Annotated in this window: 21 protein-coding genes and 2 pseudogenes; 1 reads left to right on the top strand and 22 read right to left on the bottom strand. The window is 42.5% G+C overall.

The window, feature by feature from the left end:
- Positions 1-5: 5 nt before the first annotated feature.
- The 10 genes and pseudogenes from purB to NMM25_RS09450 form a co-directional block, all read right to left on the bottom strand.
- On the bottom strand, positions 6-1,304 hold the full coding sequence (gene purB, locus NMM25_RS09490; protein WP_254736712.1) for an adenylosuccinate lyase: 1,299 nt from the start codon (positions 1,302-1,304) through the stop codon (positions 6-8).
- Positions 1,305-1,322: 18 nt separating this feature from the next.
- A complete protein-coding gene (locus NMM25_RS09485) occupies positions 1,323-2,177 on the bottom strand; it encodes a hypothetical protein (RefSeq protein ID WP_247926441.1) in 855 nt (284 codons plus the stop codon).
- Between the two features lie 55 nt (positions 2,178-2,232).
- Positions 2,233-2,922 carry an aspartate/glutamate racemase family protein gene (locus NMM25_RS09480; RefSeq protein ID WP_254736711.1) on the bottom strand — a complete coding sequence of 230 codons (690 nt, stop codon included), beginning with the start codon at positions 2,920-2,922 and terminating at the stop codon, positions 2,233-2,235.
- A 55-nt stretch (positions 2,923-2,977) separates the two neighbouring features.
- Positions 2,978-3,141 (bottom strand): annotated as a pseudogene (locus tag NMM25_RS10585) (phosphoribosylaminoimidazole carboxylase); the annotation flags it as partial.
- A 10-nt stretch (positions 3,142-3,151) separates the two neighbouring features.
- The gene (locus tag NMM25_RS09475; protein WP_254736710.1) at positions 3,152-4,102 is read right to left on the bottom strand and encodes a 2-dehydropantoate 2-reductase N-terminal domain-containing protein; all 951 of its coding nucleotides are present in this window, start codon (positions 4,100-4,102) and stop codon (positions 3,152-3,154) included.
- Positions 4,103-5,194, bottom strand: a complete 1,092-nt coding sequence (purK, locus tag NMM25_RS09470) for a 5-(carboxyamino)imidazole ribonucleotide synthase (protein ID WP_254736709.1) — start codon at positions 5,192-5,194, stop codon at positions 4,103-4,105. It lies immediately after the preceding gene.
- Positions 5,181-5,669: a 5-(carboxyamino)imidazole ribonucleotide mutase gene (purE, locus tag NMM25_RS09465; RefSeq protein ID WP_033605793.1), complete on the bottom strand. Its 489-nt coding sequence runs from the start codon at positions 5,667-5,669 to the stop codon at positions 5,181-5,183. The genes purK and purE overlap by 14 nt, the downstream gene beginning before the upstream one ends.
- A 19-nt stretch (positions 5,670-5,688) precedes the next feature.
- Positions 5,689-6,882, bottom strand: coding sequence for an ATP-grasp domain-containing protein (locus NMM25_RS09460; protein WP_254736708.1), 1,194 nt, complete (start codon positions 6,880-6,882; stop codon positions 5,689-5,691).
- Positions 6,883-6,941: 59 nt separating this feature from the next.
- Complete coding sequence (gene purD / locus NMM25_RS09455; RefSeq protein ID WP_254736707.1) at positions 6,942-8,201, bottom strand: phosphoribosylamine--glycine ligase; 1,260 nt, start codon at positions 8,199-8,201, stop codon at positions 6,942-6,944.
- Positions 8,202-8,456: 255 nt separating this feature from the next.
- Positions 8,457-8,966, bottom strand: coding sequence for an HXXEE domain-containing protein (locus tag NMM25_RS09450; protein ID WP_254736706.1), 510 nt, complete (start codon positions 8,964-8,966; stop codon positions 8,457-8,459).
- Positions 8,967-9,133: 167 nt separating this feature from the next.
- Here NMM25_RS09450 and NMM25_RS09445 point away from each other — a divergent pair, with 167 nt between their 5' ends.
- Positions 9,134-9,676 carry a TetR/AcrR family transcriptional regulator gene (locus tag NMM25_RS09445; RefSeq protein ID WP_254736705.1) on the top strand — a complete coding sequence of 181 codons (543 nt, stop codon included), beginning with the start codon at positions 9,134-9,136 and terminating at the stop codon, positions 9,674-9,676.
- Between the two features lie 182 nt (positions 9,677-9,858).
- On the opposite strand, the gene purH is transcribed toward NMM25_RS09445, so the two are convergent.
- The 12 genes and pseudogenes from purH to NMM25_RS09390 form a co-directional block, all read right to left on the bottom strand.
- A complete protein-coding gene (purH, locus tag NMM25_RS09440; RefSeq protein WP_254736704.1) occupies positions 9,859-11,406 on the bottom strand; it encodes a bifunctional phosphoribosylaminoimidazolecarboxamide formyltransferase/IMP cyclohydrolase in 1,548 nt (515 codons plus the stop codon).
- Positions 11,407-11,421: 15 nt separating this feature from the next.
- Positions 11,422-11,967, bottom strand: coding sequence for a phosphoribosylglycinamide formyltransferase (gene purN, locus NMM25_RS09435; protein WP_084939638.1), 546 nt, complete (start codon positions 11,965-11,967; stop codon positions 11,422-11,424).
- On the bottom strand, positions 11,964-12,986 hold the full coding sequence (purM, locus tag NMM25_RS09430) for a phosphoribosylformylglycinamidine cyclo-ligase (RefSeq protein WP_254736703.1): 1,023 nt from the start codon (positions 12,984-12,986) through the stop codon (positions 11,964-11,966). Before purM ends, purN begins: the two co-directional genes overlap by 4 nt.
- Before the next feature lie 38 nt (positions 12,987-13,024).
- On the bottom strand, positions 13,025-14,467 hold the full coding sequence (gene purF / locus NMM25_RS09425) for an amidophosphoribosyltransferase (RefSeq protein ID WP_125840622.1): 1,443 nt from the start codon (positions 14,465-14,467) through the stop codon (positions 13,025-13,027).
- Positions 14,468-14,485: 18 nt separating this feature from the next.
- Positions 14,486-15,589 (bottom strand): hypothetical protein, encoded by a 1,104-nt coding sequence (locus NMM25_RS09420; RefSeq protein ID WP_254736702.1) that lies wholly within the window; start codon positions 15,587-15,589, stop codon positions 14,486-14,488.
- Between the two features lie 53 nt (positions 15,590-15,642).
- Positions 15,643-19,368 carry a phosphoribosylformylglycinamidine synthase gene (locus tag NMM25_RS09415; protein ID WP_254736701.1) on the bottom strand — a complete coding sequence of 1,242 codons (3,726 nt, stop codon included), beginning with the start codon at positions 19,366-19,368 and terminating at the stop codon, positions 15,643-15,645.
- 56 nt (positions 19,369-19,424) lie between these two features.
- Positions 19,425-19,493 (bottom strand): annotated as a pseudogene (locus tag NMM25_RS10555) (phosphoribosylaminoimidazolesuccinocarboxamide synthase); the annotation flags it as partial.
- A gap of 76 nt (positions 19,494-19,569) precedes the next feature.
- Positions 19,570-20,277, bottom strand: coding sequence for a phosphoribosylaminoimidazolesuccinocarboxamide synthase (purC, locus tag NMM25_RS09410; RefSeq protein WP_254736700.1), 708 nt, complete (start codon positions 20,275-20,277; stop codon positions 19,570-19,572).
- Between the two features lie 168 nt (positions 20,278-20,445).
- The gene (gene comB, locus NMM25_RS09405; protein ID WP_254736699.1) at positions 20,446-21,795 is read right to left on the bottom strand and encodes a competence pheromone export protein ComB; all 1,350 of its coding nucleotides are present in this window, start codon (positions 21,793-21,795) and stop codon (positions 20,446-20,448) included.
- A gap of 12 nt (positions 21,796-21,807) precedes the next feature.
- The gene (gene comA / locus NMM25_RS09400) at positions 21,808-23,961 is read right to left on the bottom strand and encodes a peptide cleavage/export ABC transporter ComA (RefSeq protein ID WP_254736698.1); all 2,154 of its coding nucleotides are present in this window, start codon (positions 23,959-23,961) and stop codon (positions 21,808-21,810) included.
- A 318-nt stretch (positions 23,962-24,279) separates the two neighbouring features.
- Complete coding sequence (locus tag NMM25_RS09395) at positions 24,280-24,450, bottom strand: H354_08695 family bacteriocin-like peptide (protein WP_000933509.1); 171 nt, start codon at positions 24,448-24,450, stop codon at positions 24,280-24,282.
- Between the two features lie 28 nt (positions 24,451-24,478).
- Positions 24,479-24,670, bottom strand: coding sequence for a hypothetical protein (locus NMM25_RS09390; RefSeq protein WP_013670143.1), 192 nt, complete (start codon positions 24,668-24,670; stop codon positions 24,479-24,481).
- Between the last annotated feature and the right edge of the window lie 6 nt (positions 24,671-24,676).

Here is a 24,676-nt window from a genome sequence, read left to right as displayed (position 1 = left end):
TATGATTAGTCACCGAGTCCGATACGTTCAAAGATATCATCCACTCGTTTAGTGTAGTATGCAGGGTTGAAGATTTCGTCAATTTCATCTTGAGTGAGGCGTGAAGTGACTTCTGGATCTGATTCCAGAAGCGGTTTAAAGTCTACTTGGTTGTCCCAAGAGTAGGCCGTTTTTGGTTGCACCAAGTCATAGGCTTGCTCACGCGTCATTCCCTTCTCGATCAAGGTCAACATAGCACGTTGGCTAAAGATAAGACCAAACGTAGAATTCATGTTGCGGATCATGTTTTCTGGGAATACCGTCAAGTTCTTGACGATATTTCCAAAACGGTTGAGCATGTAGTCGATCAAAATGGTCGTATCTGGTGTGATAATACGCTCAGCTGATGAGTGGGAAATATCGCGTTCATGCCAGAGAGCAACGTTTTCATAGGCCGTCACCATGTGACCACGGATAACACGCGCCAGACCAGTCATGTTTTCAGAACCGATAGGGTTGCGTTTGTGAGGCATTGCTGAAGAACCTTTTTGCCCCTTGGCAAAGAATTCTTCCACTTCACGTTGCTCAGATTTTTGCAGACCACGAATCTCAGTCGCCATGCGCTCGATGGAAGTCGCGATGCTAGCAAGAACTGCAAAGTACTCAGCGTGAAGATCACGAGGAAGGACTTGTGTAGAGATTTCCTGAGCACGGATACCAAGTTTATCGCAAACATATTGCTCTACAAATGGTGGGATGTTAGCAAAATTCCCAACCGCACCCGAAATCTTACCAGCTTCCACACCAGCAGCCGCATGCTCGAAACGCTCGATATTTCGTTTCATTTCGCTGTACCAAGTCGCCAATTTAAGACCAAAGGTTGTAGGTTCAGCGTGAACACCGTGGGTACGCCCCATCATGATAGTGAACTTGTGCTCTTTAGCCTTATCAGCGATGATGTTAGTGAAGTTTTCAAGGTCTCGACGGATGATGTCGTTGGCCTGCTTGTAAAGGTAACCGTAGGCCGTATCCACCACGTCAGTAGAAGTCAACCCATAGTGGACCCACTTGCGCTCTTCACCAAGAGTTTCAGAAACCGCACGTGTGAAGGCAACCACATCGTGACGAGTTTGCTGCTCAATCTCCAAAATACGGTCGATGTCAAAGTCCGCCTTCTCGCGAATCAAAACCACATCTTCCTTAGGGATTTCCCCCAACTCAGCCCATGCCTCATCAGCCAAGATTTCCACCTCAAGCCAAGCACGGTATTTATTTTCTTCACTCCAAATGTTCGCCATCTCAGGGCGAGAGTAACGGTTGATCATGATGTTTCTCCTATAATTTTATTTGCCTGATAGTAATGATGAAATAACTCCGCCTAAAGTTCCTGATATTATATCTTTAATAAATTGTTGATTGAAAAATGAAGCATTCTCTTTAACAATTACAGTAAATTCAGACTCGCTATTTTTGTCAGTTGCAGCAAGTAAATCCTTTAAAATTTCGATAGATTGCTCAGATAGAACAGAAGCATTGTTAACAATCTGTTGAAGTTGTTTAGAAAGTTCCGACCACGGAAACTCAACATTCATATTAGATTTTTCTAAAATAGAATCTGTAACAATATTTGAGTTAACATTGTTGTCCCCATTAAGTGTGACATTATTACCTGAACCAAAATCATTTCCAACTACATTATCATTACCTGATACAGTTGTTTGAGATACTTCCTTTTCATAGATATTTTTACTATCATAATTCTCTATATTTTGATTTTTTATATCAATGTATATATTTTCCGCTTTATTACTAAAAGATTCCGTAATAATATTAAAAACAGTATCTCTAAATTTAGCGTCTTCGAAATACAATAAATAATTTTGACTTGATCCCAAATTAAATACTATATAATATTTTGACTTCAAATGATTTTGGTGTTTATTATAAACGTACCATGCATATAAACCAAATAATATTAATCCTAAAAATGGTGGGATCAATCCAATCATAAATAGAATTATCAGAATAAATATATCTCGTAGCGTGACTGGTGATTTAAATTCACTTTTACTTAACATGGATAAATTTGATATTTGGATACTATTATTTCTAGTGATAATTGCATTATTTTTTATTGTTAATCCATCAGTTTCAATCGTATATTTACTCTCAACGCTCTTTAATAACTCAGGTATCATTATATTCCCCCTTTAAAGTGAATCTAAATTTAATAACACTGTTCATTTCAACATCTTACTCTATACTCCACTCCGCCGCTTTCTCTGCGTGAATCACCGTTGTGTCATAGAGGGACAGGTCAGTGTCGAATTGTTTGACCAGGAGACCAATCTCGGTGCAACCCAAGATAACAGCTTCAGCGCCTGCTTTTTTCAAATCATCTATAACGGCAAGATAAGTCTGCTTTGAACTTTCTTTGATATCACCTAGACAGAGCTCGTCATAAATGATTCGATTGACCTCTGTAATTCCAGCTTGGTCTGGAATCAGCACTTCTAATCCAGACTCTATCAATTTCTCTTTGTAAAAATCTTGGGTCATGGTGTACTTAGTTCCTAGCAGACCTACTTTTTGAATACCATCAGCCAACAAGGCCTGAGCAGTTGCAACTGCAATATGCAAGACTGGAATTGTAATTTTTTCTTGTATTTGTGGGGCAACTTTATGCATGGTATTTGTGCAAATAACGATGAAATCTGCACCTGCTTGCTCCAAGCGCTTAGCAACATCTGCCAAAAGTTGACCGCTTTTCTCCCAGTCTCCTACTGCCTGATAATGCTCAACCTCTGCAAAATCAACACTGTAAAGCAGAATCTTAGCCGAATGCAAACTACCCAGCTCTTTTTTGATGGTTTCGTTGATGATTTGGTAGTAAGATGTAGTACTTTCCCAACTCATACCGCCAATCAGACCGATAGTTTTCATAGCTAATTAAGCTCTTCTCTTCCAATAGACACAATAAGCAACATGATAAAATATAGAGATTAGTATCCAGTGGCAAATCACAAATCGCCAAATAGTTTTCTGGGTGCTGAGCTACTAGCTCTTCATGCTTATCTTTCACCTTTTCGTGATTGCCACTAGCATACAAGACCTAGACGACTGCTCCACAGTCTTATCTTGTTCAATAAAACCATTGCACAACCAGAATACTCTAGACAGAAGCCCCCTTCATATTGGCTTCCAGAATAGGCATCTCAACACCCAACTCCTGACCTGTCAGATAGACACTTTGACAACAGTAAAAGATATCTTGTTTATCATTATGCAAGGTCATGATTTTTCGGGTCAGCTCATTTTTCGCAAACATAGCTTTCATGGCCTTCCCTGCAATCCAAGCGGGAATTTTATAAGGCAAGAGTTCTGCTTTGTAAAGTTTCAAATTCACACCACGCGCTTCTACGACTTTCAAAGCCTCTCGAATGGCCTTGATGGCTAATGATAATTCCGAAGAACTGTTCATCAAGTTCAAAGCCAATTTTTCTGGATTTTCTAGATTTCCCGAGCGTGCAGCTGTCGAGGTGACACCCGCATTAATCGCCATGTGAATCCAAATCCACTCGACCATATCATGGGGAACCTCCCACTTCAAATCTACTGAAGTCAGCAAATCCGTCAAGTCAGCATAATTGAGGATGCGTGCTTTTTTCTCCTCTTCTAACATTAAATGGTCGAACAAGACGCCATCTAAATGATCCTTATTCATATGACCACCAGCTGTAGGAAATGCGAGAATATAGTCATACTCCCCTGCCCATTTCTCTACTTCCTCTCGCGTATTCCAGAAATTACAGAAGAAAACGAGAGTTCCTTTAATCTGATTTTCTCGCAAAGTTTCCACGGCTTCTTTTACAAAACCCTGACGCACACTGATAAAAATAAAATCATATTCCGCATGAGCCTCCGCCACATGAACCACATAGGTATCCCGTTTATTTTCACCTTTGGAAACATAACGGCCATCTAGCAAATCAACTGGCAAAACGTTTGGTGCTGTACTTTTCTTACTTTCTCTCAGCACGTGATCTACCTGATGACCTGCTTTTTGAAAAGCATAGGCATAAATGGTCCCGATAACCCCAAGACCTAAAATTGCTATTCTCACCTAAAAATCAATCCCTTCTCCAAACTCAACCACGCTATCCGGCACATCACTGAACAAGGTCACATGCCCCATCTTGCGGTTGTACTTCGCTTCTATTTTACCATACATGTGAAGGTGGGCGCTTGGATTTTCTGTGACATATTTTTCAGCGACCTCAACGTGTTGGCCGAGTACATTAAGCATAACGGCTGGCGCATGCAGTTTAATAGCTGGCAATGGTGCTCCTAGAACGCCTAAAATATGGGTGTCAAACTGGGAGAAGTCGCAGGCTTCGATAGAGTAGTGGCCAGAGTTATGTGGACGTGGAGCAATCTCATTGACAATGATGTCATCGGCAGTCGCAAACATTTCCACGCAGAGAGTTCCAGACAAGTTCAGTTGTTCAGCGATTCGCACTGCCATTGCTTTTGCTTTTTCTGCTAGACTTTCTGAAACGCGAGCTGGCACAATGGTCTTGGACAGGATGTTATTGCGATGGATATTTTCCTGAACGGGGAAAACCGTCACATCCTTGCCATTTCCTGATACGATGACAGAAATCTCAAGGTCAAAGTTGACGAATTCTTCCAAGACGCAGTCTGCTGAGTCGGCTAGTGCACGGGCTTCTTCCAAGTCTTCTTCCGAACGAATAACCTTTTGTCCATGCCCATCGTAGCCACCAGTCGCAGTCTTTAGGACATAGTTTTTGGACAAGTCAATCTCCGTCAAATCTTGACTTGAAGTCACAACCTTGTAGGGTGCCACAGTGACTTGAGCCTTGTTTGAGAGAAAGTCCTTTTCAAAGATACGATTTTGCGAAATGCGAAGCAGGTCTGTTCCTTGAGGAAGCTGACCATCCTTGATAACAGCATCCAAACCGTTGGCATCGACATTTTCAAACTCATAGGTGAGGACATCACATCGCTCAGCCAGCTGACGGAGAGCGTTCACATCGTTATAGGGAGCCACGATGATTTCCGCCACACGAGAAGCTGGGCAATCCGCCGCAGGATCCAGCGCGATGACCTTGTGCCCCATGTAGATAGCAGAAATGGCCATCATCTGACCCAGCTGACCGCCACCGATAATTCCGATTGTTTTAGATGAGCTCATTGGTAGACTCCTCTGCGATTTTTCCTTGTTCTTCTGCGAAATCTGCCAAAGCTGTCGCGATAGCCTGATCCTCTACTGACAGGAGACGGAGGGCAAAGAGTGCCGCATTTGTCGCACCTGCTTCACCGATAGCCATAGTCGCAACAGGCACACCACCTGGCATCTGAACGATAGAGTAGAGCGAGTCCACGCCACTAAGAGCGCGCGACTTGACAGGTACCCCGATGACAGGAAGGGTTGTTTTCGCTGCGACCATCCCTGGCAAATGGGCTGCGCCACCAGCACCTGCGATAATGACCTTGATGCCACGGCTACGAGCTTCTTCGGCATGTCTGAACATGAGGTCTGGTGTACGGTGGGCAGAGACAACCTTCTTTTCGTAGGCTACACCGAAACGGTCTAGGACTTCGGCAGTTTTTTGCATGGTTGCCCAGTCGGATTTTGAGCCCATGATGATGGAAATAATTGGTTTCATATTTTCTCCTCTGAATAAACTAATTCTTTTGCTCAATATTTTTTACAGTAGCTGATTCAACACTATAATGTTGAACAGTCTGATTAACCAGATTTTCAACGCTCTTAGGTTTTATCAATAAACGAAGTATAATTGTCACAAGAGGTATAATGCTCGGCAAATCCTTCCATACAGGTGTCAACACTTCTTCACTATCACATCTTAAAAGCCAGTACTTTATTGTCTGCAATATTTTTCTTCTACTTTTCGTCTTCTCAGCTGTTCCAATAATCAAAGCCATCAGACTATGCGTCTCAACGCCTGCTTGACCAAGAATGACCTCAGATTTAGCGTAGCTATGACTGGCTAGTTCTATCATGATTTTTGGAAAATTAACTCCTGCTTTATAAGCGTTAGCAGGCTCTACCATTCTAGGGTTACACTCTATATAGTAAAATTGATCTCCCCTACGTATAAAATCTAGGGTTAGACAGCCATGCCATTGTATATATTGTCCTAATTTTTCAACATGCTCTCTCGTTCTTTTAGATTCTATGCTTAATCTTGCCGCAGCCGAACCACCCGCGCCAGAACCTACTTTTACGCTAGAATGTACTGCGAGTAATTCTCCATGATCAAACACTGCTTGAACCTGACCATAGTCTCCAACTATGTCTTGCTGAACCATCCATTCCTCATCACTCGCTGTTAATTTGCTCGTCACTTCAGCCAAATCTTTCTTACTTGAAATCTTATAAACCGAGCGACCGGCAGTACCATAATCTGCTTTCAGCCAATAAGGATAGTCTAACAGTATAGAGTCTGCATCTTTCACGTACTCCCACTTAGGTGTGGGAAGTCCTAATAAATCCGCAGTTTCAGCAAAAGCAATCTTTCCAGCCAACATTTTAAACTGCTCTTTATCAGCAAGGGCGATTGGTAGCGATTGAGGCAAAAATTGTTTCCCATTTGCCAATAACCAGCCTTCTTCATGTGTTGGCAAAATGGCCTTGTAATTGGTTTTATGAAGCAACTGACTAACCTGTCTCAGATAATCTACAGGAAAACGATTCACATCAACTATCGGAACTCTATGGGTTAGACGACTGAAGTATGCAATGGAAAATCTTCTAGGAGATAACACATCAATTTTATAGCTTTCTTTCAACAAAACTGTCAAAGTTTCTCGTGAGGTCAAGCTTGAACCTTCTAAAACTAGCAATCTATTTTTCATTTTTCAAACACCTGAAGTCTATTTTTAAGTCTCACGGCTAAAAGTTTCATAGATTTGATTTACAAAGCCTTACCACCAATATCATGCCTATAAAAAAGACCTGTTGTGTCTTGTTTTTTTAGTTGGTCGTAGATTTTTTCCTGCGCAGCTGAGACAGTATCTGCTGTGGTGACCAGCATGTATACTCGACCGCCATTTGACAGCAGTGCTCTGCTATTTTCCGCAAACTTAGCCCCAGCATAGTAAGTGATGATGTCGCCCTCGGTCTTGGCTGGCAACTTGACACCTTTTTCATAGTCTAACGGGTAGCCCTTGGATGCGACAACCACACCAAGAGTCACACCCTTGTCCGTCCACGTAATGGCTGGTTCTTTACCTTCCAAAATATCTGTGATATTTTGCGCAAAATCAGATGTCAAACGAGGCAAGATAATCTGAGTTTCGGGATCTCCAAAACGAGCATTGAACTCGATAACCTTAGGTCCATCAACTGTCAAGATAAGACCCGCGTAAAGGACACCAAGATACGGACGACCTTCTTTGGTCATCCCTTCAAGGACTGGCTTGACAATGGTGTCAACAGCTGTGTCAACCACGCTCTGTGGCAAGTGAGGAACTGGCGCATAGGCACCCATCCCACCAGTGTTAGGGCCCTTGTCGCCGTCGTAAGCACGTTTGTGATCCTGAGCCGTCGGCATGATGTAGAACTTGTCCCCATTGACAAAGGCAAAGAGAGAGAACTCTTCTCCGTCAAGGAATTCCTCGATAACCACACGCGCGCCTGAGTCACCGAACTTATTGTCCAAAAGCATCTCATGAGCGGCTTCGACCGCTTGCTCAACCGTCTCCGCAACGACGACACCTTTCCCAAGGGCTAAACCGTCTGCCTTGACGACGATTGGAGCTCCTTTTTCTTCGATGTAAGCCTTAGCTGCCTCGAAATCTGAAAATGTGCCATAGGCTGCTGTCGGAACGTCATATTTGACCATGATTTCCTTAGCAAAATCCTTGGACCACTCCAGCTCCGCTGCAGCCCTAGTCGGACCAAAAGCCTTGAGACTTGCCTTATTGAAATCATCTACGATACCAGCCGCAAGGGCATCATCTGGCCCGATGAAGGCCCAAGCAATATCGTTGACTTTTGCGAAGTCAATTAACTTAGAATGTTCGGAAATAGAAATGTTTACCAATTCCAGACCATCCAGAGTCATTCCGTCATTTCCAGGAGCTACAAAAACTTTTTCAACATCTTTTGATTCAAGTAACTTCTTAGCAATCGCATGTTCACGACCACCCGAACCGACAACTAACAGCTTCATCTCTCAACCTCTTTTGCGAATTATTTACTAACATTATACCACAAACGTTCGTTTTAATCTTGTTTCATTAAGCTTTTTTAAGCAAAAAAGGAAAGAAACTGTTTTCTTCCCTTTTGTTTTCTTAATGTCTAAAATGTTTCACTCCTATGAAGACCATGGTCAAGCCGTATTTATCCGCTGCTTCGATGGATTATTGGCTGCTCATTAACCAGTTATATCAGAAAGGTTAAAAAGTAGCTCTCATTTAATCATTTTTCATTTCGCATATTTTTCTAGATGTGTTTGGATTTTTGGCATGATGAGATGCATTATTTTAAGATTCGTAAAAGCTATTATCATGGCTAATAAAAGATAGACAAAGACTGATAACAAAGGAACGTCAGAAGACCAATAGTGGGAAATAATCATTAGAACCATTGGCAATTCTAGGGTTACTGTGACGACTCCAGGAACATAACCCCTAAATTGCATGCACATGATATAATGGATTATGAAATGAGCTGTATAAGCTATTACAAAAGATAAATAGAGTAAAGTGTTGTGAGTTATTTGGCAGAATCCAGAAATAAACACCAGGATGATAAATTCCTCCAACACACCTACTGCAAAAGCGGAGCCTTGCGTAACGGAACCAAAGAACGGTTTCTTAAAAGTTTCTAATTTTTGATGATGCCGTGTTTTCCACAAGGGCATAAAAATCATTTCTTCAAAATCGTGTAAAATAAATAAAATAGGTAGCATCCAAACATTAAAAAGAATGCTCATATCTTTACCTCCTTAATAACAACTAACAATTGTACAATGTTAAGAATAAATGATAATCATATATCACGCGCAACACTTTTAGTATAAAGATAAACTGTTACAAAAACAAGAGGTTAAGAGAAATTGGCACAGTTTGACCAAAAGTGTGACAGGAAAGGAAAAATATCATGGAATATCAAATGCGGCAATGGCTGGAAGAAGCCTTGTTCGATTTATTAGCAACTAAGAAGTCTCTCCAAAATATCAGCATTGCTGAACTCAGCGAACATGCTCAAATTGCTAGACGAACGTTTTATCGTTATTACCATTCAAAAGAGGAAGTTCTTACGAACTATTTAGACCGCTTAATTCAAGACTATATTATCGAACTTCAAACAGCAAAACTGACTAATTTTGAAGATTTAGTGAACCTTTTCTTTCAGTATTGGAGCCAGTACACTGAGCCATTAAAAATTTTGCAAGACGCAAACTTGCTCGTGCTTATCTTGCAAATGTCTTATGATAAGCTTTCTACTGCTTATACCACTGTCATGGCACCTTGGCATGTCACAAACAGTAATCAAAGACAAATCACCTATGATAGTAGATTCATCGTTGGAGGTCTCTACAATATTTTTGATGAATGGCTAAAAACAGATTACCAGACAATGCCTGTTAACGAGCTAGTCACAACAACCTTAAACACCATAAAACGTATGAAAAATAGTTAAGTGAGAAACTGAGTTTTTCGATATTAGTCATGAGCAGCTCTGACAAATCATTTTAATAATTTCTAACACTAAAATGCTTATTGTTTTAGACATACAAAAAGAGAAGAACACTTACGTCTTCTCTCATTGCTAGCGATAAATCATTCATCATAGTTGATAATGAGCTAATTTTTAAATACCCATCAATGTCTAAAATGTCTTACTCCTGTGAAGACCATAGTCAAGCCGTATTTATCCGCTGCTTCGATAGATTCTTGGTCACGGACAGATCCACCTGGTTGGATGATGGCTTTGATACCTGCTTTAGCGATTTCTTCCACGTTATCCGCGAATGGGAAGAAGGCATCCGAAGCAAGCACAGCGCCATCAAGGCGGTCTTTAGCTTGGTCAATCGCAATACGAACAGAAGCCACACGGTTGGTTTGTCCTGGGCCAACACCGAGTGTCATGTGGTCATTGGTCACGATGATACCGTTTGATTTGACGTACTTAATTGCTTTCCAAGCGAACTCAAGGGCAGTCGCTTCTGTCTCGGTTGGTTGGCGTTTGGTTACCACCTGCCAGTCAGCCGGGCTTTCTTTGACCACGTCTTGGTTTTGAACGAGGAGTCCACCAACCACACCTGTGTATTCTGCTTCCACTTCGCTAGCCTCTTGAGCATCAAATGGCAAGGCAAGGATGCGCAAGTTTTTCTTTTTGTTGGTTAAAATGGCTAGCGCTTCATCCGTATAGCTCGGTGCGATGATGATCTCGAGGAAAACGCCGTGCATCTTCTCAGCTGTCGCAGCATCCACCTCACGGTTAAGGACGACAATTCCACCAAAGATAGACACTGGGTCAGATTCATAAGCGTAGTCCCAAGCTGTTTCAATGTTGTCAGCCTGACCGATTCCACATGGGTTCATGTGTTTGAGAGCCACAACAGTTGGACGGTCTTTGAAATCACGGATGATACGGATGGCCGCATCAGCGTCACGAATATTGTTGAATGACAATTCCTTACCGTTAAGCTGTTTGGCTGAAGCAATGGAGTAATCAGTCGGCAAAGCTTTCTGGTAAAAGTCCGCGTCTTGTTGAGGGTTCTCACCGTAACGCATGGCTTGCTTGAGGTCATAAGTCAAGGTCAGTTTTTCAGGTTTGCTTTCGCCCACTTGAGCTGTGAAGTATTCCGCAATCAAAGCATCATAAGCCGCAGTGTGACGGAAAACCTTAGCTGCCAAACGTTGACGCGTTTCGTAAGTCGTTTCACCATCGGCTGACAACTCGTCCAAAATCACAGCATAGTCAGCAGGATCTACCACAACCGTTACGCTAGCGTGGTTTTTAGCCGCTGAACGAAGCATGGATGGCCCGCCAATATCGATATTCTCCACTGCATCTGCATACATCACATCTGGTTTGAGAATCGTTTCCTTGAATGGGTAAAGGTTTACCACCACAAGGTCAATCAATTCGATATTATTGTCCTTAGCCGCTTGAAGATGGCTATCCAAATCACGACGAGCAAGGAGACCACCATGGATATTCGGGTGCAGGGTCTTGACACGACCGTCCATCATTTCTGGGAACCCAGTCACATCATCAATCGCAATGGTCTCCACCCCAGCATTGTCAAGGACAACTTTGGTCCCACCTGTTGAGATAATATCCCAACCAATTTTTTTGAGTTCTTGGGCAAATTCAACAATGCCCGCTTTGTCTGAGACGCTGATTAAGGCGAGTTTAGTCATGTTTTTTCCTTTCATTTACTTGTCCAACAATTCTCTAATAACCTCTGGATACAACTTATACTCTGCCTCATGAATGCGAGCTTCAAAGCTTTCGATGGTATCAGCAGATAGACGTGGCACACGGACTTGTTTGATGACCTTGCCTGTATCCACTCCGGAATCCACCCAGTGAATGGTGACGCCGCTCTCAGCAACCCCAGCATTCCAAGCATCCTCAATCCCATGAGCTCCTGGAAATTCGGGCAGGTAGGCTGGATGAATGTTGATAATTCGACCTTCATAAGCTGCCAACAAGGTTGAACCAACGATTTTCATGTAGCCAGCGAGGCAAACCAAGTCAATCTGGTGTTCTTCCAAGAGTTCGACAAGAGCAGCTTCGTAGTCCGCCTTGTTCTCAAACTCCTTGAGTTCAAAAGCATAGGACAGGACGCCGAGCTTTTCTGCACGCTCGAGCACATAGGCGTCACGATGGTCTGAAAAAACAAACTCCACCGGAAATTCTTCGGCAATCACCTGAAAATTTGAGCCATTACCAGAGGCAAAAACCGCTATTTTTTTCATTTGATGATGACACTTTCGTTTTCTTTCTTAACGATGCGACCAATTTCATAGACTGGTTCATCCAGCAATTCTTTGACACGGCCTACATTTTCAGGGCTAACTGCCAACATGAGTCCAACACCCATATTGAAGATTTCAAACATTTCTTCATGCTTGATTTCACCGTATTTTTCAAGAGCCTTGAAAATTGGAAGCACTGGAACCTTGCTTTCTTCAATCTCAGCAGCCAAGTCATCTGCAAACATACGAGGGACATTTTCGATAAAGCCACCACCTGTGATGTGGGCAATACCGTTGACCAACTCTTCCTTGATGAGTGGTAAGACAGCCTTGACATAGATACGAGTTGGCTCAAGAAGGACTTCCTTGAGCTTCTTACCTTCCAATTCTGGCAAGACTTCCTCACCTGTGTAGTCGGCAAAAACACGACGCACGAGTGAGTAACCATTTGAGTGAATCCCACTTGACGCAAGTCCGAGAAGGACATCACCTTCAGCTACTCTTGAACCGTCTATGATTTGAGATTTTTCAGCCACACCTACTGCAAAACCAGCCAAGTCATAATCATCTTCGCCATACATGCCAGGCATTTCAGCCGTTTCTCCACCGATGAGGGCTGCGCCTGCCTGCACACAACCTTCTGCTACACCAGCAACCACTTGTTCTAGTTTAGCTGGTTCATTCTTGCCAGTCGCGACGTAGTCAAGGAAGTAAAGAGGCTCCGCACCTGCAGCGATGATGTCGTTAACACACATAGCCACACAGTCCTGACCAATCGTATCATGCTTATCATACTTGATGGCCAACATGAGCTTGGTCCCGACACCGTCAGTCCCTGAGATCAAGACAGGCTCTTTTACCCCTGTCTTTGAAAGGTCAAACATGCCACCAAAGCCACCAAGAGCTCCCATAACACCCGCACGCTCCGTACGAGCCACGTGCTTTTTGATTCGTTCAACAACTTCATAACCCGCTTCAACATCCACACCGGATTGCGCATAAGCATTTTTATTTGTCATCTTCTCTTCCTTTCCTTTCATGGAGAGTCTTTATCCGTCTACTTGTAAAAACTGGTCTTTTCTTCAAAACTTCTTTGATAGTCTTCCTCATAGTCGTAGAGAGGAGTTGGGTAGTCGCCGTCAAAGTAAGCGACACAGAGACCACCATTCGGTGCATCTGTTTCAATCCCGATAGAGTTAATCAAGCCATCAATCGAAAGATAGGTCAGGCTATCCGCACCAATGATTTGGCGAGTTTCTTCGACCGTATGATTGGCCGCAATCAACTCCTGACGCGTCTGGATATCAATCCCGTAGAAACATGGATAAGCCAGCGCTGGACTACCAATGGCAACGTGAACCTCAGACGCACCTGCTTCTTTCAAAAGCTGAACGATACGGCGAGAGGTCGTCCCACGAACAATGGAATCATCAATCATCACCACACGTTTGCCTTTGACAACACCCGAAACAGCAGACAGTTTCATCCGCACCCCTTGCTCCCGCAATTCTTGAGTCGGTTGGATAAAGGTGCGTTGGGTGTATTGGTTTTTGATGAGACCCATTTCATTTGGCAGACCAGATTCTTCTGCAAATCCCATGGCTGCGCTGAGCGAGGAATTTGGCACACCAACCACGATATCCGCTTCGTGCTTGAACTCACGCGCTAATTGGGCCCCCATACGTTTGCGAGCTGTATGGACATTGACACCGTGGATATTAGAATCAGGACGAGCAAAGTAGATATACTCCATAGAACAAATCGCCAGCTGGGTATCATTCGTATAGCTATCGTACTGAATCCCATTGTCATCTACGATTACAATCTCTCCTGGTTTTACATCGCGAATCCACTCAGCACCAATAACTTCAAAAGCACAGGTTTCTGACGAAACCACCACCGCTCCGTTTGCCATTTTCCCAATAGAAAGTGGACGGAAACCATTAGGATCAAGCGCAGCAATCAACTTATCCTCAAATAGCAGGATATAAGCAAATCCGCCTTTGACAAGGCTGAGCGCCTCCTTGATTTTGCCCATCAAGTTCGGATTGTGACTTCGACGAATGAGGTGAGCCAAGATTTCCGAGTCCGAAGTTGAACTGAAAATAGCTCCTCTTTGTTCCAATTCTTTCTTGAGCGATTCAGCATTGGTCAAGTTTCCGTTGTGAGCCAATCCAAACTGCATATCGTGAAAGCGGAAGAGAAAGGGCTGGATATTATCTACAGAAGCTTCGCCAGCAGTCGCATAACGAACATGCCCAATCGCGCTCGCTCCAGTCAGTTTATCCAAATTAGCTGGATTTCTGAACACTTCTGATAAAAGCCCCATGTCACGATGACGCTTCAATTGCCCCTGATCATTGGAGAGGATTCCTGCCCCCTCCTGACCACGGTGCTGAAGACTGTGGAGACCAAAATAGGTCAATTTAGCAGCATCTGGATGGCCCCAGATACCGAAAACACCACATTCTTCATTAAGAGATTTTACTTCGTATGTCATTTTTTATACCTTTTATTTTTACATTATAGCCCACTCTTCTAAAAGAAAATTAGGAATTTCATCTGGCTCGACTCTCTTATAACTATCAACACCTACATACTGACCCAAATTAGGTTTGCCGAAAAGTTCTTGACTAAGTAGCACAAGCTTCTCATTTGTTCTAATTTTTTCTTTAATTGTCGGGCTAAAGTAGTAGTTTTCAGTGTAAGCAAATATTAAATAATTAAGAAAATCCAGTTTCTTCAATCGATTGCTACTGTTAAACTGACTTTTTAGAGATCTATATTTCCAATCCCTTTTATGATAAAAAGCTAGCACTATCGTCTTTTCTTTTAATGGTAAAATAGCCAGATGCAACTTCTGAATACGATTTTTTTTTGAATGGTTACTCGTATCATTCACTGGATATTCATACATATCTCTAATCAACGTTAATGAGCCTTGAAACGCTATCGGTGTCTTATAGGGGAGCACCTCATGAAAAATAATTTGATATGCTCCTTTAAGATTGTTTTCAATAGCAGTTTTATGGAGTAAAATTTCATTTTGAAAATCTTCAATATCATAATCAAAAGAATTATGAAGATCTTTTATTTTTTGAGATGTATTCTCTAACGTTTTATTAGAAATCTCAGGTATTCTTAAGTATAAAGCCTTCTTGATTGTATTATCAGACATTGATTTTTTAAAATGATATTTTTCCTCCCTCATTCTAACTAGTTCTAAAAGGAAATTTTTCAATGCAATTTGTGACAACATTTTATCGCTAGGATAAGACGTAAGATTCATTTCATTTTCATATTCCTGAAAATAGAAAGAATCACATTTACGACAAATAATTTGTATCGTTCCCGAATTGCTCACTCCCTTATCATTATCTGACAGATCGCTCCCTATTAAATAACCAGCTTGAGTCAACTTGCCAGAATCAGAAATATTTTTTAACGATAACTGTGGAATGGTGTGAGAGTTGCAAAAACTTGTAGTATCTTTATCACAAAGCAAACACTTTCTTGGCTTTAAGTCCTCCTTCATTACTCTCATCTCTCTAGATAACGATTTTTTCAATTGAATCTTTTTTTCAACATCAGGTATATCAATTAATTTATTCAAATATTTCACAAACTTTCATTTTTCTTCTCAAAACACACCAATCGTCTTAGTCATCTATAGTCTTATTTCCCAGTAAAGTATTTAACAGCCGACGCAAACAGGTGCTGGTCTTTATTTCCTGGGATGTTTTGGAAAAGACCGTCTTCATAACGTTCTGAGTGTCCCATCTTACCGATGATTTGACCATTCTTGCTGGTAATTCCTTCGATGGCATTTACAGAACCATTCGGATTGTACTTAGAATCCATACTTGGTTTGCCGTCAAAGTCAACGTATTGGCTAAAGATTTGGCCATTGTCGCGGAGCTCCGCAAATTCCTCGGCCGTCACGACAAACTTCCCTTCACCGTGCGATACTGGGATGGCATGGATATCGCCCACTTGCACTCCAGCCAACCATGGCGAGTTAGTATTGGCAATCCGAGTTTCCACCATCTTGGCCACGTGCTGGTTGGCATCATTGTAGAAGAGGGTTGGGCTGGTACTGTTAGCATCTTCAAAGTTTCCATATGGAAGAAGACCTGATTTGACCAAGGCCTGGAATCCATTACAGATACCGATAATCAAGCCACCACGAGCAATAAAGCTATCAATGGCCGCACGCACTTTTTCATTAAGAAGGATATTGACAATAAACTTAGCTGATCCATCTGGCTCATCCGCAGCTGAGAATCCACCTGCAAAGAAGAGGATATTAGCCTTGCCGATATTGTCAACCATAGTTTCAACTGACTTGACAATAGCCTCTTCATTCAAGGTCACGAATGGCACCAAGTTAACCTCTGCACCTTCTTTTTCAAAAACTTTGGCTGAATCATATTCCGAGTTGGTTCCTGGGAAGACTGGGATGTAAACCACCGGTTTTTCAATGGTTTCTTTGGCTCTGATGACTGCGTTAGAAGCGACAGCTGGCACTTCAGCCAATTCTTTTGCTTGGGTAAATTCAGTTGGGTAAACTTCTTCCAGTTTTCCTTGGAAGGCACTGTCAAGTTTCTGTCCATCTAACTTCACACCGTTGACAACGAGTGTAAAGTCTGTTTTTGTTTGACCGATTTTCTCTACTCCAGTGATTTCTTCAGGAGATGTGAAGACAAATCCGCCTAATTGAGCTGTCAAGGCTGTTTCAAGTTCAGGCAAGGTCACCTCTGAACCGATATGGTTCCCAAAGGTAGCAAGGGCCAAACTTTCAAGCACACCACCATATTTGACAGCTGATGCAGATGTTACTGTGTGGTCAGCTAGGATGGCTTCAAACTGAGCAAAGTTAGACTTAATCAAGTCAAAATCAATCTCTGCAGAGAGGGATTGACCTGGGATGTAGTAGATGTTTTCACCAGCAGTCTTGAACTCAGGAGAGAGGACCTTACGGCTATCTGCCGTCGTCACCCCAAAGGCAACCAAGGTTGGTGGTACGGTTAATTCTTCAAAGGTACCAGACATAGAGTCCTTACCACCGATAGATGGCAAACCAAGATGAATTTGTGCTTCGATAGAGCCTAGAAGAGCCGCTACCGGCTGACCAAAACGCTCTGCTTGTTTATCCATGCGCTCAAAATACTCTTGGTATGAGAAACGAGCCTTAGACCAATTGGCACCAGCAGCCACTAAACGAGCAGTCGCTTCGATAACCGCATAGGCAGCACCGTGATAGGGAGACCATTCTGCAACATATGGATTGAATCCTTGAGCGATGACTGATGCAGTGTGAGTTACACCATGCTGAACTGGCAATTTCTGTACAGAAGCCTCAGTTGATGTGAGTTGGTAGCGACCGCCAAGTGGGTGGTTGACCGTTGAACGACCGACCGAACAGTCAAAGATGGTTTGCAAGCCTTTTTGACTAGCATGGTTGAGGTCAGATAGAACTGTAAGTGTATCAGCTTCCAGTGTTTCTACGCTTGTTGTACGTTCTTCTGGAAGCCTGACATCCTTGTCCACAACCTTGGCATCGACGACCACGCGCACACCATTGGTATCAAGGAAACGGCGTTCCAAGTCGACAATTGTTTCACCATTCCAGTGCATGACTAGATTTGGTTTTTCAGTCACTTTCGCAACCACAACAGCATCAATATTTTCTTTGTTACATTCGGCAACGAAGGCATCTACGTCTTCAGGACGAACCACGACCGCCATCCGTTCTTGTGATTCAGAGATAGCAATTTCTGTACCATTCAAGCCTTGGTATTTAAGAGGAACCTTGTTGAGGTCGATTTCAAGACCATCTGCCAATTCACCAATAGCCACACAGACACCACCAGCACCAAAGTCATTGGACTTCTTGATGAGACGAGTGACATCGCCATTACGGAACAGGCGTTGAATCTTGCGTTCTTCGATGGCATTCCCTTTTTGAACCTCAGCACCAGCAGTCTCCACAGACTCAACTGTTTGAACCTTAGAAGACCCTGTCGCACCACCGACACCATCACGTCCAGTCTTACCACCAAGCAAGATAATCACGTCACCGGCTTCCGGTTTTTCACGAACAACATTGCCCTTAGGAGCCGCACCAACAACAGCACCTAACTCCATGCGTTTGGCTACAAAGCCTGGGTGGAAGTATTCACGAACGTAAGTCGTTGCAAGACCAATCTGGTTCCCATAAGAAGAATAACCATGAGCCGCTGTCTTCGAAATGACTTGTTGTGGTAATTTACCAGCGCGAGTTTCCGAAATCGGAGCTGTAATATCACCAGCACCTGAGATACGCATAGCTTGGTAAACGTAGGAACGCCCTGACAATGGGTCACGAATGGCTCCACCGATACAGGTAGCAGCCCCACCAAATGGTTCAATTTCCGTTGGGTGGTTGTGAGTTTCATTCTTGAACATGAGGAGCCAAGGTTCCTTGACACCATCAACGTCCACTTCGATTTCAACCGAGCAGGCATTGATTTCGTCTGACACTTCCATATCGTCCAAACGACCATTAGCACGCTCATAACGACCAAAAATAGTCGCCATATCCATCAAGGTTTGTGGCTTTTCAGACCGCCCCAACTCCTCACGCATGGCAATATACTTGTCATAAGTCGCTTGCAATTGTTTTTGGAATTTAGAAGCTGAAAAATCAATGTTTTTCAACTCTGTCTCAAAAGTTGTATGACGGCAGTGGTCAGACCAGTAGGTATCCAACACCTTGAGCTCAGTCTCAGTTGGCACGCGCCCGATTGACTTGAAATAGTCTTGGATAAAGAGCAAATCATCCACTTCCATTGCCATCCCTTGCTCGGCCTTGTAGCGAGCAAAGTCTTCTGCCGTATAACTTTCAAAGAAAGTCAATTTCGGAATGGTCTTGTCTGACTCTGAAAATTCCTGCTTGGCAATCCCTGTCGTGATGTCCTTGAAACGAGAATCAACTGGGTTGAGCAGGTAGTTCTTGACTGCTTCCAACTCAGTCGCATCAATATCTTTATTGACCAGATAAAGTTGTGCTGTATTCACTGTTACATCACTTGAGCTACCAAGCAAAAGCAAGGCTTCTTGTGAAGAAGCTGCACGCTGGTCAAACTGTCCTGGCAGACTTTCAATGGCAAAGAAAGCATAGTTAGCAAGATCTGCCTGCACAACCGCTTCGTCCAAAACATGGTCTGTCACCTGCTCAGAGAAGATGTGTTTCTCTGCAGGCGCAAACAAGTCCTCAGCCAAGTCAAAGACATCATAAACTTGCACGATGCGAATGCTTTTCAAAGTTGAAAGTCCCAAGTTGTGCTGGAGCTCCCTTACCAAACTCTCTGACTTGACTTGAAAATCAGCCTTTTTTTCAACAAAAATACGTTTATTCATCAATTCTTATTCCTTTATTTCAGCTCTTGCAATATTCCCAAATGACCTCTAGGGTGTTATTTTAAACCTTGCAACTTTTCCCAAACAATTTCGTAAACGTCTGTCAGTTCTCCCAATCCCCTACGGAGTGTAAAGGTTCGGGGGACCTTTTCAGCCTGAGTTCTTACATCTGAAAGACGAAGGTTTTCCGTTTATAACAGCTTATTTCAAAGCCTGCAATTTCTCCCAAACAATCTCGTAGACGTCAGTTAATTCACCTAGACCTCTACGGAAAACATCCTTGTCCATGTGGTTACCATCAGCGTCCCACAAACGGCAGTTATCTGGTGAAAACTCGTCTGCCAAGATAATCTTACCATCCTTGTCAAAACCAAACTCTAGCTTAAAGTCAATCAATTTAAGGCCAATCTCAGCAAACCAAGCTTTCAAGAGTTCATTGATACGACGGGTTTCTTCCTTCAAGTAAGCAATCTGCTGGTCATCCGCAATTTTAAGGAATTTCACATGCTCGTCATTGATAAAGGGATCATCCAAATCATCATTTTTATAGTAAAATTCGACAATCGGAGTCTCAAATACGATACCTTCTTCTACGCCAAAACGTTTTGAAAAGGAACCAGCCGTGTAGTTGCGGAGCACAACTTCCAAAGGAATAATCTCAACCTTTTTATTGAGCTGTTCCGTGTCCGAAATTTTCTCCACAAAGTGAGTCGCTACACCAGCCGCATTTAATTTCTCAAAAATAAAAGATGAAATCTGATTATTTAACACTCCCTTGCCCGCAATCTGCTCCTTCTTGACACCGTTGAAGGCAGTTGCCTGGTCCTTGTAAGTTGAAATAATGAGATTTTCATCCTCAGTTGTATAGATATCTTTGGCTTTTCCCGAATAGATCAGTTGTTTTGACATTTTAAAGTTCGCCTTTCGTTTTACTTGAGCACATTCTACCACAAAAGCATGAAAAATTCAAGGTTTTTACGAATAAATAACGTTTTCCTATTTTAAGCGTAAAGAAAAACTGCAAGATAGGCTCTTCTTACAGTTTTAAAATCATTTATCCTCTGAAAAACACGAATATTACCCTTTATTTAAAAATTGATCCCAAAAATAACGGAGATAGCTTTTCTTTCCTGTAATCATCTGCAGGCGGCCTTCTAAACCATAACGAAGTGTTGTAGCCTGCTCCGAAGTTAAATTAGTCTCCGCCTCAATTTTAAAGAAATTTCCTTGTTCAGTCTTTGTAGCTGTCGCATCAATACTTGTAATCGTGGAATCCAGGAAAATTTGATTCTTGGCATCGTTAGTCGTAGTATAACGGACAGAGTCCCCAATCTTGACTCTAGCAACATCTTTTGAACTGAGATAGGCTGTGAGTTTAATTTTTCCTTCTTTTTCCAAGGATGGATAGAGTTGGGCTAGCAAGGTTCCTTCTGCAACCATCGTAGATTCACTAGTCTCAGGATTAAGGTGAAGCACCCCATCCTCACTTGCTGTAATCTTCCCTTTATCTAGGATACCTCCTTGAACCTTCTTACTTGATTCCGCCTCCAAAATTTTCTGATCTAGAAGAGTTAATTCCTGGCTGACTTTAACTAAGTGCTGAGACTTGAGCGATTCTAGTTGACTATCCAGTCCCGTTGCGTGGGCCTGTTGAGCTCCAGAACCCGCATACTGTACACGATAGGTAGCTAAACTAGACTCTAGCTGGGCAATTTGTGCATCCACTTGCGCAATAACTTGCGATTTAGCTTGCGGATCTTCTTCACCTTGATTTTTATAGGTCTGGTAAAAAGAGTAGGCTGCATTTTGACTATCCAGTTGATCTCCCTTTTCAATCGCTGACTTAGCTGTTTTGTAGTCTCGGATTTTTTCCTCTGTTTGACTGATAAGATTGCCAATCTCGGCCTGACTCTGACTTGCTGCCGCATTTTGTGAGGAGATGCTGGCATTTTGTTGAGAAACATTACTCCTAAGACTACTAGCTTGGCTGAGATAGTCTCGAAACATCTCCTGATAACCAAACTTATCCGCCTCTGGAAATTGATCACTCCCCTCTTTCAAACTGGATTGCAAATACCCCAACTGCTTTTTTTGATCCTTTAACATCTCCAATTGACTGGCATATGCCTCAACCTGGACAGCTTCCGCACCTTGCTGGTACTGAACGAGGAGTTCCCCCTGCTTGACCAACTTGTTTTCTTCCAGATAATTGGCCACAATGCGTTGATTGCTAGTCGACTGAATATTGGCAATGATCCGACTAGGTTCGACAGTCGCTCTGGTAGACAAACTAATCTCTTTCTCTGCCAAAACTGCAAATCCCAGTAAAAACACGAACAGAAGTGACATAGGTAAAATCACCCGACTGGAAAAATTATGATAACGACGATTATAAAACTCCGCACTTTCTAAAAATTCTGGTTTCATCTTCTCCTCTTTCTAGCTATTCACCAAATGGGTGTAAAAGCCATCCTGTGCAAGCAAGTCTGCATGGGTGCCCTCTTCGACAATCTTGCCCTGATCCAAAACAACAACCTTTTCTGTCCGCTCAGCGATGGTCAAGCGGTGGGCGATGAAAATAAGGGTCTTATCTAAAGCCATGAGATTATCCACGATCCGCTTCTCTGTCAAAATATCCAGACTGCTGGTCGCCTCGTCCAATATCAAAACAGGCGCATCTGTCAAGAGAGCACGCGCCAGAGCGATTCGCTGACGTTGTCCACCTGAGATTCCAGCCCCATCCGAAGTTAATTCTGTCTGGTAATTCAGTGGCATGCGCTCAATATCCTCCCGAATCTCTGCCAACTCGACTGCTCGTAAGATATCTTCCTGAGTCGTCCCCTCCTTGGCTCCAAGGAGAAGATTCTCCAAAATCGTTCCGTTAAAGACATAGGGCTGTTGAGGCAGATAGTTGATATACTGGCGCAGGGCCTTTTTATCAATCTGATTAAGATTGACACCACCCAGACTAATCTCTCCCTGACTTGGATCATAAAAATTAACCATCATCTTGGCCAAGGTGGTCTTGCCCGAACCTGAAATCCCCACAAAAGCCATCTTAGAACCCTGCGGAATTGTCAAATTGATATCCGACAAGACATCTCGACCATAGCCATACTTGTAGTGAACCTGCTTAAACGTCATCTCTCCCTTCATCATACTTAGATCTTCTACCGTTTTCTGCTCCTCAAACTCCGAAGCTACTAGATAAACCTCGTTAAGACGGTTATTGGCGACCTGCGCTGTCTGAAGTTTGGTTTGCAGGTTAATAATATTTTCCAAAGGATTGGTAAAGTAAACAAGCAAAGTATTATAGGTAATCAGCTGGCCCAAACTCATTTTCCCATCCATGACAAGAATAGCTCCCAGCCAGAGAACGGCAACATTGAGCAGGAGCTGAGCAACTTTTTTCAGAGCCTTTTGCTGGCTTTCTGCCCGACTATAGGTAAAAGATTTTTTCAGATAAGCCACAAATTCCTTATCAATCTTTTGATAGCGCGAACTCTCACTGGTCAAGGACTTAATGGTCTCAATGCCGTTGATATCCTCGATAATAGAAGAAGACAGAACCGCATTAGCTTCCATGGTATCCCGATTCATCTTTTCAAAAGGCTTCATAAAGGCAAAGATAATCACTGTATAGATAGGAAGCGCAAGTAGACTAATGAAAAAGAGCGTCATATTTTGTGAAAACAAAACCAGCGAGATAATCAAAATCGTCGACACATCTAGGAAAATCGACAGAATGGTCGACGCCAGCGCATCGATGATACTGTTGGCATCTGTAAAACGAGACACGATTTCTCCTGTCCTGCGTGTCGCGAAAAAGGACATCGGCAGATGAAAAACATGCTTGATGTAGGACAAAATCACATCGATGGACAACCGTTGACCCAGAACAAGTAAGAGATATTCCTGCGCGTAGGACAAAATCTGCTGGAGAATATAGACAATAACTAGTCCTATTGAGATAATGCCCAAGGTCGAACGCATCTGGTCTGGTACGTAACTGTCAATGATAGACTGCAGATAATAAGAACCTACAATGTTAATCAAGGTCACCAAGAGTGTCGCTAGGACGATATTGGTAATCAAGCCACGCTGTTTGAATAAAATCGGCAAGTAGGATAGGAGCCCCTGTTTTTTCTCCTTATGAGGTTTATAGCCTGGAGATGGCGCCATAAAAATACTAATCCCTGTCCACTCTTGAGCAAATCGCTCACGGGAAATCTTGGTTAGCTTGACACCAGGATCTGGATCAGCGATATGAATGTGCTTTTTATCCTGACCTGTCACCACATAGTAGTGGAGTAACTTCCCTTCCTTGAGCACATGAGCCACAAAAGGAAAGGTCAAATCTGGCAGATCAAAGAGCGTCATATCCGCCTTGATAGCCCGCGTCTCAAACCCAATCTCCTCTGCCACCTTTACAAGTCCCAAAGCAGTCGTCCCATCCATAGTCGTCTTGGCCAACTCTCGTAGATGAGCCAAGGAGTAATAACTACCGTAGTAACCAAAGACCATAGCCAAGGAAGCCACGCCACAATCCATCTGATCCACTTGGGGACGATAGTGCCTTTTCCTAAATTTCATATCCTTCTCCTTTTTCTAACAATCTCTTTAAAAATTTGTAAGATTATTTTAACCAAATAAGGATAAAAACAGGAGAATATTCCCAAATAAACTATTTTTACGCCTAAAACGCACTTTCAAAAGCATAAACTATCATTTAAATGTAAAAAGCAGAACAAAAGTTCTGCCTGCTTAAAGTAACCGTTAAAAAATGAATGTCCAGAAATAAACTATTCTGAAATGATATTTCTATAAAGTAAGATAAATGTCATCAAGGATGATGGAATCCTAGGTATGTCAAAACATTCAAACCACGTAGGTAGATTTATTTTGTTTATATTAGCCACCTCTCGCTGCTGACTGATAACCATTATAGGCACCCCAAGCTAGGAGTCCGAGAGAAACAATTCCTCCACCAACGAAAAGTAGCACTCCCCCACCATCTACTTCTTGTAGTTCAAGATCGCTTAAAGTTGGATAGTTTTGTTCCAACGTTTGTAAATTTAACATAATTCCTCCTTCATTTTACTAATAAAAATTAATGTTCTTTCAACATACCCACAATAATCATTAATACACTCAAGAAAAACGCAGATAGCAGTCCTTTAGTAGTACTATTAAAAAAAGGTCTGTCAAAAACAAAATAATTATATGCAGATAATCCTAAACCAATAGCAGTTACTACTATTGTAATAACGAATAGTATAATCCAAAATGTTTTTTTGCTCATATTTAT

Source organism: Streptococcus sp. CF10-1, assembly GCF_024295825.1.
GTDB lineage: Bacteria > Bacillota > Bacilli > Lactobacillales > Streptococcaceae > Streptococcus.
The sequence above is the reverse complement of the archived record's forward strand: the minus strand, read 5'-3'. Positions and strand labels throughout refer to the sequence as shown.

Coding starts and splice junctions, on each gene's coding strand:
- purE (WP_033605793.1), bottom strand. CDS start 5,669: ATGAAACCAATTATTTCCATCATCATGGGCTCAAAATCCGACTGGGCA.
- NMM25_RS09485 (WP_247926441.1), bottom strand. CDS start 2,177: ATGATACCTGAGTTATTAAAGAGCGTTGAGAGTAAATATACGATTGAA.
- NMM25_RS09415 (WP_254736701.1), bottom strand. CDS start 19,368: ATGAATAAACGTATTTTTGTTGAAAAAAAGGCTGATTTTCAAGTCAAG.
- comB (WP_254736699.1), bottom strand. CDS start 21,795: ATGAAACCAGAATTTTTAGAAAGTGCGGAGTTTTATAATCGTCGTTAT.
- purF (WP_125840622.1), bottom strand. CDS start 14,467: ATGACATACGAAGTAAAATCTCTTAATGAAGAATGTGGTGTTTTCGGT.
- comA (WP_254736698.1), bottom strand. CDS start 23,961: ATGAAATTTAGGAAAAGGCACTATCGTCCCCAAGTGGATCAGATGGAT.
- NMM25_RS09395 (WP_000933509.1), bottom strand. CDS start 24,450: ATGTTAAATTTACAAACGTTGGAACAAAACTATCCAACTTTAAGCGAT.
- purD (WP_254736707.1), bottom strand. CDS start 8,201: ATGAAGCTGTTAGTTGTCGGTTCGGGTGGTCGTGAACATGCGATTGCT.
- NMM25_RS09445 (WP_254736705.1), top strand. CDS start 9,134: ATGGAATATCAAATGCGGCAATGGCTGGAAGAAGCCTTGTTCGATTTA.
- NMM25_RS09390 (WP_013670143.1), bottom strand. CDS start 24,670: ATGAGCAAAAAAACATTTTGGATTATACTATTCGTTATTACAATAGTA.
- purB (WP_254736712.1), bottom strand. CDS start 1,304: ATGATCAACCGTTACTCTCGCCCTGAGATGGCGAACATTTGGAGTGAA.
- NMM25_RS09480 (WP_254736711.1), bottom strand. CDS start 2,922: ATGAAAACTATCGGTCTGATTGGCGGTATGAGTTGGGAAAGTACTACA.
- purH (WP_254736704.1), bottom strand. CDS start 11,406: ATGACTAAACTCGCCTTAATCAGCGTCTCAGACAAAGCGGGCATTGTT.
- purC (WP_254736700.1), bottom strand. CDS start 20,277: ATGTCAAAACAACTGATCTATTCGGGAAAAGCCAAAGATATCTATACA.
- purK (WP_254736709.1), bottom strand. CDS start 5,194: ATGAGCTCATCTAAAACAATCGGAATTATCGGTGGCGGTCAGCTGGGT.
- NMM25_RS09450 (WP_254736706.1), bottom strand. CDS start 8,966: ATGAGCATTCTTTTTAATGTTTGGATGCTACCTATTTTATTTATTTTA.
- purM (WP_254736703.1), bottom strand. CDS start 12,986: ATGACAAATAAAAATGCTTATGCGCAATCCGGTGTGGATGTTGAAGCG.
- NMM25_RS09460 (WP_254736708.1), bottom strand. CDS start 6,882: ATGAAAAATAGATTGCTAGTTTTAGAAGGTTCAAGCTTGACCTCACGA.
- purN (WP_084939638.1), bottom strand. CDS start 11,967: ATGAAAAAAATAGCGGTTTTTGCCTCTGGTAATGGCTCAAATTTTCAG.